This is a genomic window from Acinetobacter sp. UBA3025, from assembly GCF_002367915.1.
GTDB lineage: Bacteria > Pseudomonadota > Gammaproteobacteria > Pseudomonadales > Moraxellaceae > Acinetobacter.
This window is the reverse complement of the sequence record NZ_DFDO01000117.1, coordinates 1-13525: the sequence shown is the minus strand read 5'-3', so window position 1 is coordinate 13525 and position 13525 is coordinate 1. Positions and strand designations below refer to the sequence as shown.

At 42.7% G+C, this 13525-nt stretch carries 14 protein-coding genes, 1 tRNA gene, 1 other RNA gene and 1 pseudogene; 10 read left to right on the top strand and 7 right to left on the bottom strand.

Annotation, left to right across the window (positions count from 1 at the left end; translation table 11 throughout):
- From B4J23_RS05085 to B4J23_RS05075, 3 genes and pseudogenes are all read left to right on the top strand, one after another.
- Positions 1–322: pseudogene (locus B4J23_RS05085) on the top strand (RNA pseudouridine synthase); the annotation flags it as partial.
- A 41-nt stretch (positions 323–363) separates the two neighbouring features.
- On the top strand, positions 364–1104 hold the full coding sequence (pgeF, locus tag B4J23_RS05080; RefSeq protein ID WP_291359067.1) for a peptidoglycan editing factor PgeF: 741 nt from the start codon (positions 364–366) through the stop codon (positions 1102–1104).
- Positions 1105–1144: 40 nt separating this feature from the next.
- Positions 1145–1705 (top strand): flavodoxin family protein, encoded by a 561-nt coding sequence (locus tag B4J23_RS05075; RefSeq protein WP_005236845.1) that lies wholly within the window; start codon positions 1145–1147, stop codon positions 1703–1705.
- Between the two features lie 86 nt (positions 1706–1791).
- Here the strand turns inward: B4J23_RS05075 and B4J23_RS05070 are convergent, their stop codons facing one another.
- Positions 1792–2538, bottom strand: coding sequence for an IS5 family transposase (locus B4J23_RS05070; RefSeq protein WP_026056797.1), 747 nt, complete (start codon positions 2536–2538; stop codon positions 1792–1794).
- A 76-nt stretch (positions 2539–2614) separates the two neighbouring features.
- Complete coding sequence (smpB, locus tag B4J23_RS05065) at positions 2615–3091, bottom strand: SsrA-binding protein SmpB (RefSeq protein WP_004784822.1); 477 nt, start codon at positions 3089–3091, stop codon at positions 2615–2617.
- Between the two features lie 138 nt (positions 3092–3229).
- Here smpB and coaD point away from each other — a divergent pair, with 138 nt between their 5' ends.
- The 5 genes from coaD to B4J23_RS05040 all read left to right on the top strand — a co-directional run bounded on the left by coaD (position 3230) and on the right by B4J23_RS05040 (position 5883).
- A complete protein-coding gene (gene coaD, locus B4J23_RS05060) occupies positions 3230–3721 on the top strand; it encodes a pantetheine-phosphate adenylyltransferase (protein ID WP_291359061.1) in 492 nt (163 codons plus the stop codon).
- A 1-nt stretch (position 3722) separates the two neighbouring features.
- Positions 3723–3986, top strand: coding sequence for a YfhL family 4Fe-4S dicluster ferredoxin (locus B4J23_RS05055; RefSeq protein ID WP_291359059.1), 264 nt, complete (start codon positions 3723–3725; stop codon positions 3984–3986).
- A 26-nt stretch (positions 3987–4012) separates the two neighbouring features.
- Positions 4013–4390, top strand: an RNA gene (rnpB, locus tag B4J23_RS05050) — RNase P RNA component class A.
- 72 nt (positions 4391–4462) lie between these two features.
- Positions 4463–4539, top strand: a tRNA-Met gene (locus B4J23_RS05045).
- A 105-nt stretch (positions 4540–4644) separates the two neighbouring features.
- Positions 4645–5883, top strand: a complete 1239-nt coding sequence (locus B4J23_RS05040) for a hypothetical protein (RefSeq protein ID WP_291359057.1) — start codon at positions 4645–4647, stop codon at positions 5881–5883.
- 9 nt (positions 5884–5892) lie between these two features.
- Here the strand turns inward: B4J23_RS05040 and B4J23_RS05035 are convergent, their stop codons facing one another.
- Both B4J23_RS05035 and B4J23_RS05030 read right to left on the bottom strand, forming a co-directional pair.
- A complete protein-coding gene (locus B4J23_RS05035) occupies positions 5893–6510 on the bottom strand; it encodes a CatB-related O-acetyltransferase (RefSeq protein WP_291359055.1) in 618 nt (205 codons plus the stop codon).
- Positions 6511–6610: 100 nt separating this feature from the next.
- The gene (locus tag B4J23_RS05030) at positions 6611–7015 is read right to left on the bottom strand and encodes a RidA family protein (RefSeq protein ID WP_291359053.1); all 405 of its coding nucleotides are present in this window, start codon (positions 7013–7015) and stop codon (positions 6611–6613) included.
- Positions 7016–7152: 137 nt separating this feature from the next.
- Between B4J23_RS05030 and B4J23_RS05025 the strand changes: the two genes are divergently transcribed.
- Positions 7153–7698, top strand: a complete 546-nt coding sequence (locus tag B4J23_RS05025; protein WP_291359052.1) for a TetR/AcrR family transcriptional regulator — start codon at positions 7153–7155, stop codon at positions 7696–7698.
- A gap of 112 nt (positions 7699–7810) precedes the next feature.
- Here the strand turns inward: B4J23_RS05025 and greA are convergent, their stop codons facing one another.
- From greA to carA, 3 genes are all read right to left on the bottom strand, one after another.
- The gene (gene greA, locus B4J23_RS05020; protein WP_005236827.1) at positions 7811–8287 is read right to left on the bottom strand and encodes a transcription elongation factor GreA; all 477 of its coding nucleotides are present in this window, start codon (positions 8285–8287) and stop codon (positions 7811–7813) included.
- 85 nt (positions 8288–8372) lie between these two features.
- The gene (gene carB / locus B4J23_RS05015) at positions 8373–11603 is read right to left on the bottom strand and encodes a carbamoyl-phosphate synthase large subunit (RefSeq protein WP_159123473.1); all 3231 of its coding nucleotides are present in this window, start codon (positions 11601–11603) and stop codon (positions 8373–8375) included.
- Positions 11604–11616: 13 nt separating this feature from the next.
- A complete protein-coding gene (carA, locus tag B4J23_RS05010; protein WP_291359048.1) occupies positions 11617–12756 on the bottom strand; it encodes a glutamine-hydrolyzing carbamoyl-phosphate synthase small subunit in 1140 nt (379 codons plus the stop codon).
- A gap of 310 nt (positions 12757–13066) precedes the next feature.
- Here carA and B4J23_RS05005 point away from each other — a divergent pair.
- Positions 13067–13525 (top strand): hypothetical protein (locus tag B4J23_RS05005; protein ID WP_291359046.1); only part of this gene is annotated, 459 nt, incomplete at its 3' end.

Below are 13525 nucleotides of genomic sequence, written 5' to 3'. Positions count from 1 at the left end.
TGTGAAAGAACGCTTCCAGCATTTCACCCGTATTCAGGCACGTCTGGAAACCGGTCGTACGCACCAGATTCGTGTGCACTTTAGCTACCTGGGCTATGGTCTGGTGGGTGATCAGGTCTATATGCCACGTGTGCGTATGCCAGCCGGTGCTTCGCAATTGCTGGATGACACCTTGCGTGGTTTTAAACGTCAGGCACTGCATGCAGCGACTCTAGGCCTGAAACATCCACGTACCAAAGAAGAAATGACCTTTAATGCGCCGTGGCCAGAAGACTTCGCCAATCTGGTTGAAGTGCTGCGTAGCGAAAACAAGGCCTATTAATTTTTCATTCTATTAGCAGTCATTAAAAAAAGGGAAGCGACATGCAATTTGTACAAGGTTTGCCTCAAGGTGTTTATGTAGGTCAGACCCGTGTTTATCATGAACAGGTACAGCCATCAGCCCAGCCAGAGCTAGCGGGCTTTAACCTGGCTTTGCATGTCAATGATGATGCTGCGCGTGTACAGAAGCATCGCATTCAGCTGTTGAAAGATTTCCAGCCTTTTGGCGTGGACAAAATTACCTGGATGACACAGACGCATAGCACCATTTGTCATACTATCAATGAGCAGATGCCTTTTAAGGCATTGGTCGGTGATGGTCTGGTGACACAGCGCAAGGCCCATGCCTTGATGATGATGACGGCAGACTGCTTACCTGTGGTACTGGGTAATGCTGAAGGCACTGAAGTGGCCAATCTGCATGCGGGTTGGCGTGGGCTGGCAGGCGGTATCGTTGAAAATACCATTGCCGCGATGCAATCCAAGCCTACCTGGGCGTGGCTCGGTGCAGCGATCAGCCAGCCTTGTTTTGAAATTGGCTCAGAAGTAAAAGAAGCTTTCTGTTCCAAATATCCTGAACTGGACAGTGCATTTCAGGCAGGGGAACAGGCCGGAAAATACTATGCGGATCTGTATGCGATTGCGCGTTACATCTTACAGCAGCAGGGTGTTGAGACTGTTTTAGGTGGCGATCAGTGTTCATATCGTCAGGCGGATGAATACTTTTCCTATCGCCGTGAAGCCAAAACCGGACGCATGGCAACATTCGTGTTTATGGCATGAAAATGTTAAACTTGATTGAAATTCTTGGTTTTTGATTGTTATGTCCCTATCTTCCCAATCTGTTGCGATTGTTTATCACAGTCCTTATGGACACACGGCTAAAGTGGCAAACTTCATTGCCGAAGGCGCACAAAAAACTGGTGTCCAGGTGCATATGATGAATGTGGAACAGGTGGATTGGGAGGTGTTGGACGCTGCCGATGCAATTGTATTTGGCTGTCCGACCTATATGGGTAGTCTGACTTCTGCCATGAAGTTATTTATGGAGCAGTCGTCCAAGCGCTGGCTGGCACGTAGCTGGCAAGGCAAGCTGGCAGCAGCCTTTACCAATGGTGGTGGCTTAAGTGGGGACAAGCTGGCTGTCTTGCAACAGATTAATCTGTTTGCGATGCAACATGGCATGTTGTGGTCAGGTCTACCGTTGATGCCGACAGGTCGTTCCACTACAGATCTGAATCGCATGTCGAGCTTTCTGGGCCTCATGACCCAATCTGACAATGCACCTGTTGAAGTGACACCACCGGAAGGGGATTTACAAACCGCGATCTGGTTTGGTGAATATATTGCCTTGACCCTAGCGCGTCTGAATCTGAAAGCCTAATTCGATCTGTAAAAAAACCTCCATCAATTGGAGGTTTTTTATTGCTGGCATTAGGGTGTGTTGACATTTACAGCCGATAAATTGAGCTAAAGAGGCAACCATATAAATATACAAGCTAAAGCAACAGCGCTTTGATAGTTACGTTTTAGCTTATCGTATCTTGTGGCAATTCCTCTAAATTGTTTTAATCTACAAAATGCATTTTCAACTAAATGTCTGATTTTATACATATACCAGTCCATATCATCATTGCTAGATTTGGCATTTGATCTTCGAGGAATGTTTGCTTTCGTATTACTTTCTCTAATTTTCTTTCTGAAACTTTCTGAATCATAGCCTTTATCTGCACATAGCATTTCTGACTCTGTTAAATCTAATTTTGATACAAGATCAGGTGCAACCTTAATATCATGTGAAGTTCCATCTGAAATAATAAATTCAATAGGATTACCATTTGAATCGATTGCTAAATGTATTTTTGAACTATTACCACCAATACTTTTGGAAATACTTTGATTCTTAATACCAGCTGAATGTTGATGCGCTCGTACATGGCTCCCATCGATAAAAATCCACTCTTTATCAGCATGCTGGCTGAATAATTTAAAAATATTCATAAACTTACTATTTTTAGACCATCGATTATATTTCTTAAAAATAGAATTTGATTTACCAAACTCTTGAGGTAAATCACGCCAAGGACAGCCTGTTCTAATTCGAAATAAAATCGCTTCAATAAAATTCCGTAAATTTAATTTGAGATAAATATTAAAGTGACGGAAAATAGCAAGTAACTTGGACCAGTGTTGATCATTTAGCATTGTTCGAGGCATAGCGAGTGTAAAATTGGGTTTGGCGATTTAATTTTACTATCTCGCTATTTTTTTAATCAACAAATGTCAACAGACCCTATTTATGGAAAATACGCGCTTTATCACGTTGCCAGTCACGGTCTTTTTCAGATGCACGTTTGTCGTGTAACTGTTTACCTTTTACCAACGCAATTTCCAGCTTGGCATGCGGGCCTTTCCAGTAACAGGCCAGTGGTACACAGGAATAACCTTTCTGGTTGATCGCGCCCATGAGTTTTTCAATTTCACGGCGTTTCAGCAGCAGTTTACGGGTACGCGTTGCTTCAGGGACAACATGGGTAGATGCACTCAGTAAAGGCTGAATCTGTGCGCCGAACAGGAACGCCTCACCATTTTTAAAGGTGATATAGCTCTCCACAATACTCATACGACCGGCACGCAGGGATTTTACTTCCCAGCCTTGCAAGGAAAGTCCAGCTTCAAATTTTTCTTCAATAAAATAATCGTGACGGGCACGTTTGTTCAGAGCAATCGTTCCGCCGTTATTTTTTTTAACTACAGTTGCTTTCGCCATAATCAGACACTTCCAAAGTTGTAGCTATTGTACCGTAACTTTTATTGAGTTGAAGTGTTTAAATTGATGGAGTTTCTTCACTAAAAAATGAAGATTTTGTTAAAATGGAAACTTACACAATAAACAGAGTACAAATGGATGACTAAAACTCGTGTAATTTATCCGGGAACTTTTGATCCGATCACCAATGGCCATATTGATTTGGTGACCCGCGCAGCAAAGATGTTTGATGAAGTTGTAGTTGCAATTGCCATCGGACATCATAAAAACCCGGTATTTAGTCTGGAAGAACGAGTTGAACTGGCCCAAACGTCATTAAGCCATTTGAACAATGTTGAATTTGTAGGATTTGATGGCCTGCTGGTGAACTTCTTCTGCGAGCAGAATGCTACCGCGGTATTGCGTGGTTTACGTGCAGTGTCCGATTTTGAGTATGAATTCCAGCTGGCCAACATGAACCGTCAACTGGATTCTCATTTTGAAGCGGTGTTTTTAACTCCTTCAGAGCAATATTCTTTTATTTCATCCACATTGGTGCGTGAAATTGCTCGTTTAAGAGGTGATGTGACCAAGTTTGTTCCGCCAAACGTGGTTGAAGCCTTCGAGCGTAAACTTCAACAAGGTTGGTAGAGTGTCTTTATATATCACCGATGAATGCATCAATTGTGATGTCTGTGAACCTGTCTGTCCGAATGAGGCAATTTTCATGGGTGACGTCATCTATGAAATTAACCCGGACTTATGTACAGAGTGTGTCGGACATCACGACAAACCGCAGTGCCAGTTATTCTGCCCTGTGGACTGTATTCCGCTTGATCCGAACCATGCCGAGACGCGTGAGGAGCTTCAGGCCAAGTATGAAAAACTGACTGATCAAAAAACATCAAGCAATTAGTCGCCAGATTTGGTACTATGCGGCTCGAAGTGAGCCAGACGATCGCTGCTGTGGAGATCTCCGTGATTGAAGCAGGGGAGGAAAGTCCGGGCTTCATAGGGCAAGGTGCCAGGTAACGCCTGGGCGGCGTGAGCCGACGGAAAGTGCAGCAGAGAGTAGACCGCCTTCATTATGGTTCTGAGCAATCGGAATCGGAGGTAAGGGTGAAAGGGTGCGGTAAGAGCGCACCGCATGACTGGTAACAGTTCATGGCATGGTAAACCCCACCGGAAGCAAGACCAAATAGGGATCCTTTAGGCATGGCCCATGCTGGATCCGGGTAGGTCGCTTGAGCGTATGAGTGATTGTACGCCTAGAGGAATGATCGTTCTCGACAGAACCCGGCTTATCGGCTCACTTCACCAAATTTTGATCAATCAGCACAATATGGGCTTGACGTTCTAAACAGAAAAACCCATAATGCGCGCACAGTTTAAGGCTATGTAGCTCAGTTGGTTAGAGCACCGCACTCATAATGCGGGGGTCACAAGTTCAAGTCTCGTCATAGCCACCATACTCAAAAAAACCCACTCCGATTGAGTGGGTTTTTTTATGCCTCCTATAGGAATAATTGTGTAATAATTAATCTAATAAATATAATTTGTCTAATAGGTTGGCTATGGGTATTGATATTTTGGGGTTAAAAAGTAAAGACGAAGCTCGTTTAAAACATATGTTAAAAGAATTGAATGAACTTAATGACTCACTTGGTTCGAAATATTCAATGCGTGCTGAATTAAGAGATTTGAACAGTAGGTCATTTACAGTTGGAAAATTGCTTCAAGAAGAATTGGATAAAATTAGAGCTAATCAGCAGAAGTTAGAAGAGGCTTGTAATCAGACACTAGTAGTTAAAAACAAAATAGATGCTTGTTTGGATGCTATAGGTGAAATAGAGAGCAAGTTGGAATTGGATGATGATGGGAACTCTTCCTATAATCGTATAGTTGAGCTTATTTCTGAAGAAAGCATAGAAGAAATTGAAAACTCTAAGCAAGAAATTTTAGATAAATATAATGAATTATTTGAAGCAAATGAAAACCAAGATTCACTAATAGATCAACTTTCATTAAAAATAAAAGAAATAGAAGGAAAATACACAGAACTTTTTGAAGATCAAAATGCTGATGGAGAAAATCTATTTGAAGAAATGGAATCAAAGATAAAAAAATTAGAGGAAATCTGGAATGAATATTTTACAGAAGATGAAGAGGGAGATACTAAAAGCAAATTAATTGATGAACGTTTAAAAAAATTAGATCAATTTTATTCAAAAATTTATGGAGATACAGAAAAACAAATACCATCTTTAAAACAAGAATTAGAAAGTAGGCTAGCTAATTTAAAAGATATAGAAACTAGAGCTAAAGCTACAATTGATTTATCGAGTGAGGCGGGATTGGCTGGTGGATTTGTTAGTAAGCGAAAAGAAGCAAATATGGCTCGTTTAATAAGTTTGTTTGTATTTATAGTAACGGTTTTATGTATGTTTGGTTTTAATCTTTGGCTTTTTGATGCTGATGATTTTAAAAATATGGAACTTCATACTTTATTATTTAAGATTACTATAAATGCTCCTTTAATATGGATAGCGACCATAGCAAATGTAAACTTAAACAAATTTTCTAGACTTGAACAAGAGTATTCACATAAGGAATCTTTAGCAAAGTCATATGAGCGCTACAGGGCTGAAATTGAACAATTAGAGCAGCTAGGTGTCCAAGGAGCTGATGATCTTAAAATTAAGTTGCTAGATACAAATTTAGAAGCATTCAAGTTAAATCCGGTTTCACATACCAAGCGGGAAAGTAAATCGTTTGCATTATTTAATTTTGGAAGAAAAATAAACGATACTTAATTCGTGACTCTATTTGAAATAATTGACTAATTGTTCAACATCATCCGTCTGTAACTGTTCACGCATTTTTAAAAACTGCTTTTCTTCTAAGTCGTAGAGTTTAAGGGAAAGCAGTTTTTCTATATCTTCTTGTGGAAATCGATATTTAATAATTTTCGCTGGTACGCCGCCAACTATTGCATAAGGCGGCACATCTTTGGTCACGACTGCACCTGTTGCCACCACAGCACCTTCACCGAGTGTCACGCCTTGCATAATCATGGCGCGTGAGCCAATCCAGCAACCATCGCCAATGACTGTGTCGCCAGCAGGCACAAAGCTACGGGTATCGAACGGAAACGCTGAGATCCAATCCGTACGGTGTAACTGATTGCCACCCATCATAATTACGCATTCTGCGCCAAAGCAGACGAAATTGCCGATATAAAGCTGGTCAATTGGTTTCTCTGGTGTGGCTGGTTTGTCATGCAGATAACGCACCACACAACGCTCGAAACCTTGATCCCAATAAGCTGAGTAATAGCTGTAATTGCCCTTGATATGAATATTCGGATTCTTCACGGTTTTGGAGATGAATTCGAACTCGCACCAATGGTTCACAGGGGAGTTAATCAGTTTTTCAGCCATAACTAGGATTCAATAACAATTAATGCGTCATTATAGCGAATTGATCTTCAAGCTGGAGAACAATCCCATTCAATAACAGACCTGATTGCAGGGTTAAGTTTTACATGGTCTTAGTGGATTGAGGGATACGAGCAATGACTTTGATTTCGAAGTCAAACCCCGCTAGCCAAGTCACGCCTACAGCGGTCCAATTTGGATAGGGCTTTTGCATAAAAATCTGGTTTTTAACTTTCATAATGCTTTCAAATTGCTGTTCAGGATCGGTGTGAAAAGTCGTGACATCGACAATATCATCGAAAGTACAACCAGCCGCTGCCAATGTAGCAGCCAAGTTTTCAAAAGCACGTTCTACCTGTTTCTCAAAGTCAGGTTCAGGACTGCCATCTTCACGGCTACCAACCTGACCAGAAACAAATAATAAATCTTCTGATTTGATCGCAGCAGAGTAACCATGCTGTTCATACAGGGCATGGCGATCTTGGGGAAATATTGCAGTTCTAGTCATGATAATCCTCGCTCAATTTTAATTTATACGTATTTTAGAAAGCAGTTCAAATCTTCACATACGCATCGTATGTAAACATAATTGACATACGAAGCGTATGTCAATTAAAATTTTCACAATACTGATGGAAACAATTTATGCCTGTACGTGAACAAAAAATGGCGGAAACCCGCAAAAAGCTCATAGAAGTCGCACGTCGTGCATTTGCTGAATACGGTTATGCGGACACTTCCATGGATAAGCTCACGGCAGAAGCGGGGCTGACCCGGGGTGCGCTATACCATCATTTTGGAGATAAGAAAGGCTTGTTTGCCGCCGTGGTCGATCAGATTGATTCAGAAATGGCTGAATATGCCGGGCAACATCTGGAGCAGCCTGATGATCTGTGGGAAGAATTAATGCTTGAAGGGCGTACCTATATCGAACATGCTTTAAATGCTGAGTTCCAACGGATTGTGCTACGTGATGGTCCGGCAGTATTAGGGGACCCCGCCCATTGGCCAAGTCAAAGTAAATGCCTACAGTCAACACGTGAATGTGTAGAAAAGTTACTGGCTGAAAGTAGATTAAAACCAGTCGATGCACTTGCTGCAGCAGTCTTGCTCAATGGTGCAGCAATGAATGCAGCACTGTGGGTAGCTTCTAGTGAGGATCCTGCACAGGTCTTACCTCAGGCTTTATAGGCATTTGAAGTATTGGCATCTGGCTTCTTAAAATAAAATTGATGGGAATTTCTAGAATCAATAAAAAACCCCTCATCTGAGGGGTCTTACAGCCTAAAATATCTATTTAAAATTAGATATATTCAACGCTTACGATTTCGTATTCAACTTCACCTTGTGGAGTCACGATTTTCACATCGTCGCCTTCGTTTTTACCCAGCAGTCCACGCGCGATCGGAGAGTTCACAGAGATCTTGTTAATCTTAAAGTCTGCTTCGTCATCACCCACGATTTTGTAAGTTTTGCGCTCTTCAGTGTCTAGATTCTCAATAGTCACAGTGACACCAAAAACTACACGACCGTTTTGTTCCAGTTCTTTAACATCAATCACCTGGCAAGCGCCCAGTTTACCTTCGATGTCCTGAATACGGCCTTCACAGAAACCTTGCTGCTCACGTGCTGCATGATATTCTGCGTTTTCTTTTAAATCCCCATGCTCACGTGCCTCTGCAATCGCTGCAGTAATACGTGGACGATCCACAGTTTTCAGTTGGTGTAATTCTTTCTCTAAGGCAAGTTTGCCTTCGGGAGTCATAGGATAACGTTGCATAGTTGTCCCTCAGTAATAAAAATGAAAGTCTATAAATGAAAAAAAGCCCGCCACCGAGAAGGTGACGGGACTTCTCAGTAACGAATTAACCTACTGTTAAATCTTGCAAACGATATACATCCATTGGCAATTTAATTGCTAAAGCTTGGCATACAGCATCAGCACCATTCAGGGTAGTGGTATGGTATACCTTACCTTGAAGCGCAGAGCGACGGATCGAGAATGAATCCTGCTGAGCTTGTTTACCTTCAGTGGTATTGATAATGAGGTGAATTTCACCATTTTTCAAGCGGTCTACAATGTTTGGACGGCCTTCGGTTACTTTATTTACACGTTCACATTCAATACCTGCAGCTTTAATTACATCGTATGTGCCGCCAGTCGCAAGAATCTTGAAGCCGAAGTCAGCAAGCTGCTTCGCAATACCTACCGCACGTGGTTTATCAGAATCACGTACAGAGATGAATGCATGTTTCACTTCGCCTTCAGTTGGCAGACCTGGTAAACGATCGTTAGAGCCTAGAACAGCTTTGTAGAACGCTTCACCAAATGTTTTACCAACGCCCATTACTTCGCCTGTTGATTTCATTTCAGGGCCAAGGATCGGGTCAACACCAGGGAATTTGTTGAATGGGAATACTGCTTCTTTCACAGAGAAGTGAGCAGGGATAATCTCTTTGGTAAAGCCTTGAGACTCAAGAGATTGGCCAGCCATACAACGTGCAGCTACTTTTGCTAAAGATTCACCGATACATTTAGAAACGAACGGAACCGTACGAGAAGCACGAGGGTTCACTTCCAGAATGTAAACATCATCACCTTTCACCGCAAACTGAACGTTCATCAAGCCTACAACGCCAAGCTCTTTAGCCATAGCGATGGTTTGACGACGCATTTCGTTTTGCACGTCTTCAGACAATGAATATGGAGGAATCGAACATGCAGAGTCACCAGAGTGAATACCGGCTTGTTCAATGTGCTGCATAATACCGCCGATCACCACGTCTTTACCGTCAGATACGCAGTCCACGTCAACTTCGATGGCATCGTCAAGGAAGTGATCGAGAAGAACAGGCGCTTCATTCGATGCTTGTACGGCATCACGTAAGTAGCGTTTTAATTCTTCGTCGTTATACACGATTTCCATCGCACGACCACCGAGTACGTATGAAGGACGTACCACCAGTGGATAACCCACTTTAGCTGCTTCAGCCATACCTTCTTCAGCAGATTTTACGATGCTGTTATTCGGTTGACGAAGTTGCAGGCGTTGAATCATTTGTTGGAAACGTTCACGGTCTTCTGCACGGTCAATCGCATCTGGAGATGTACCGATAATTGGCGCACCAGCTTCTTCCAAAGCACGAGCCAGTTTCAGTGGAGTCTGACCGCCGTACTGAACGATAATACCTTTCGGCTTTTCAGTACGTACGATTTCAAGAACGTCTTCAAGTGTAATCGGTTCGAAGTACAGACGATCAGACGTGTCATAGTCAGTTGAAACCGTTTCAGGGTTACAGTTCACCATGATGGTTTCATAACCGTCATCACGCATTGCCAGGGCAGCATGTACACAGCAGTAATCGAATTCGATACCTTGACCAATACGGTTAGGACCGCCACCAATCACCATGATTTTGTCACGGTTAGACGGATTAGATTCACACTCTTCATCGTAAGTTGAGTACATGTACGCTGTATCAGATTCAAACTCTGCTGCACATGTATCCACACGTTTGTAGACTGGAGTTACGCCCAGATTCCAACGGTGCTTACGGAATTGTTTTTGTGAAATACCCATCAGGTTGGCAATACGGTGGTCAGATAAACCTTTACGTTTAAATGAACGGATATTGTCAGCGTTAAGATCACCAAAACCTAAAGATTTGATTTGTTCTTCAGTTTTAACGATGTCTTCGATCTGGATCAGGAACCAGCGGTCAATATTGGTTGCCGCAAATACTTCATCAAGCGTGAAACCGTGACGGAATGCATCAGCCACATACCAGATACGTTCTGGACCTGGAACTTTAAGTTCTTGAAGAATCTTCTCGCGCGCACCTTCAGTACCCACTTCGATTTTTTCATCAAAACCAGTTGCACCAACTTCAAGACCGCGAAGTGCTTTGTTCACAGACTCCTGGAAGTTACGACCAATCGCCATAACTTCACCTACAGATTTCATCTGTGTAGTTAGTGTCGCATCAGCTTGCGGGAATTTTTCGAAGTTGAAACGTGGAATCTTGGTAACAACGTAGTCAATTGCTGGTTCGAACGATGCTGGAGTTGTACCGCCAGTAATGTCGTTTTTCAGCTCATCAAGGGTATAACCAACAGCCAGTTTCGCTGCGATTTTCGCAATCGGGAAACCAGTCGCTTTAGATGCCAGTGCAGATGAACGCGATACACGTGGGTTCATCTCGATGATTACCATACGACCATCTTTCGGGTTAATACCGAACTGAACGTTAGAACCACCCGTTTCAACACCGATTTCACGAAGAACTGCTAAAGATGCATTACGCATCAACTGGTATTCTTTATCAGTCAGTGTTTGTGCAGGCGCAACAGTGATCGAGTCACCGGTGTGTACGCCCATTGGGTCAAAGTTTTCGATCGCACATACAATGATACAGTTGTCGTTTTTGTCACGAACAACTTCCATCTCGTACTCTTTCCAGCCAATCAATGATTCATCGATCAATAATTGGTGAGTAGGAGAGAGGTCGAAACCGCGTTCACAGATTTCCAGGAATTCTTCACGGTTGTAAGCAATACCACCGCCTGAACCACCCATCGTAAATGATGGACGGATAATCACAGGGAAACCGAAGCGCGCTTGAATCTCAAGTGCTTCTTCCATAGATTCAGCAATAGCAGCTTTTGGACATTCCAGACCAATTTTACGCATTGCTTCGTCAAACAGTTTACGGTCTTCTGCTTTTTCGATCGCTTCTTTGGTCGCGCCGATCAGTTCAACGTTGTATTTTTCAAGAATACCGTTGGCATCCAGTGCAAGGGCACAGTTCAGTGCAGTCTGGCCACCCATCGTTGGAAGCACAGCATCTGGACGTTCTTTTTCAATAATTGCTGCAACAGTCTGCCAGGTAATCGGTTCGATATACGTTGCATCTGCCATTGCAGGGTCGGTCATAATGGTCGCTGGGTTAGAGTTCACCAGAATAACGCGGTAGCCTTCTTCACGAAGCGCTTTACATGCTTGAGCACCTGAGTAGTCAAACTCACATGCTTGACCGATGACGATCGGACCAGCACCAATGATCAAGATGCTTTTAATGTCAGTACGTTTAGCCATGATGCTTCCTTAATTACTTCTTAGATGCTTCGATAAGTTCGATGAAATGATCGAACAATGGTGCGCAGTCATGTGGACCAGGGCTTGCTTCAGGGTGACCCTGGAAGCTGAACGCAGGTTTGTCTGTACGATGAATACCTTGGTTCGTACCATCAAACAGTGAGCGATGAGTCACACACAATACCGCAGGCAAGGTGCTTTCATCCACTGCGAAGCCGTGGTTTTGAGAAGTAATCATCACTGTACCAGTTTCGATGTTCTGTACAGGATGGTTAGCGCCATGGTGACCGTGCGGCATTTTTACCGTTTTAGCACCCGATGCAAGAGCAAGAATCTGGTGACCTAAGCAGATACCAAATACTGGAATTTCAGTTGTTTCAACAATTGTTTTTACAGCTTCAATTGCGTAGTCACATGCAGCTGGATCGCCAGGACCATTTGACAGGAATACGCCATCTGGATTTAACGCAAGTACTTTTTCAGCAGGAGTTTGTGCAGGCACCACAGTCAATTTACAGCCGCGGTCTGCGAGCATACGCAAGATGTTGGTTTTGACACCGTAGTCGTATGCAACCACATGGAATTTAAGTTCAGGTTGAGTAAAGCCTTTGCCAAGTGCCCATGAGCCTTCAGTCCATTCGAAACCGGTCGGATCACAGCATTCTTTCGCAAGGTCTAAATCACTTAAACCACCGAATGCACGTGCTTTTTCGACTGCTTCTTCTTCAGTGATGTTTTCACCCGCAAGGATACAACCGTTTTGTGCACCTTTATCACGCAAAATTCGAGTTAATCGTCGCGTGTCGATGTCAGCAATGGCAACTACATTGTGCTGTTTTAAATAATCACCGAGTGATTGATTCGCACGGAAGTTACTATGTAGTAAAGGAAGGTCACGGATAATTAAACCGTTTGCCCATACTTTATGAATACGACCTGATTCAGCGTCTTCTTCGTTGCAACCTGTGTTACCGATATGTGGGTAAGTTAGCGTTACAAGCTGCTGTGCATAACTAGGATCAGTCAAAATTTCTTGATAGCCAGTCATGGCAGTGTTGAAAACGACTTCACCAGTCGTACAACCCGATGCGCCAATTGAAGTACCTTTAAAGATAGTTCCGTCGGCAAGGGCTAAAATTGCTGGGGTGCTCAAACCAAAGCTCCTGAAATTTAGGCTGTAAAAAAGCGAGTAGACGAAAAAAAAGGAAGGTTAATTTTTAAACCTACCCTCCTATGTCTGCTCGCTTGAACTTAACACGGCATTATACGCAGAACCACTCCCCAAGTCCAATAGCTTTACAGCAAAAGTATGAGATAAATGGCTTGCTTTTTGCTTGAAAGTCTGTTTTACGAACAACGTAAAAAAATGTAAGCAATTAAGAATTGTCTAACAAATCAAATCTTAATTTTTATCAAAACTACTAATATGGATGAGTCGTAATATAACTATAGGAATAAGACACATGACTACAGCAGCGAAATCTTCTCAATCCAAGAAAAAGATCAATACCGTGGTTTCAGAAACGACTGAACAGCTTGAAAAAGTAGCAGCTGAAGCCAAAGAACAGGTGGTGGAAACCATCGAAGAAAGCAAAGAGAAACTTGAAGTCGAAGCGAAACAGCTGGGTGATACTGTGCAGGAGCAGTTACGTCAGTTGAAACAGGATCTGTTGCAACGGATCGATACTTTGAAAGAGCAGTTATTTGGTTCGCAAAAAGAACTGACTGAATTAACCAGCTTTATCAAAACCGAATTTACTGCAGTCATTGAAGACTTATCCAATATGGGTAAGGAACTGAAAGAAGATGTCAGCCAGATCTCGACCAAACATAAAGAGCATCTGACTGGTACATTCAAGCGCTCAAAAGACAGTACCATTGAAGTTCTAAAAAAGGTCAAACCCATGGTAAAAGCTGAAAGT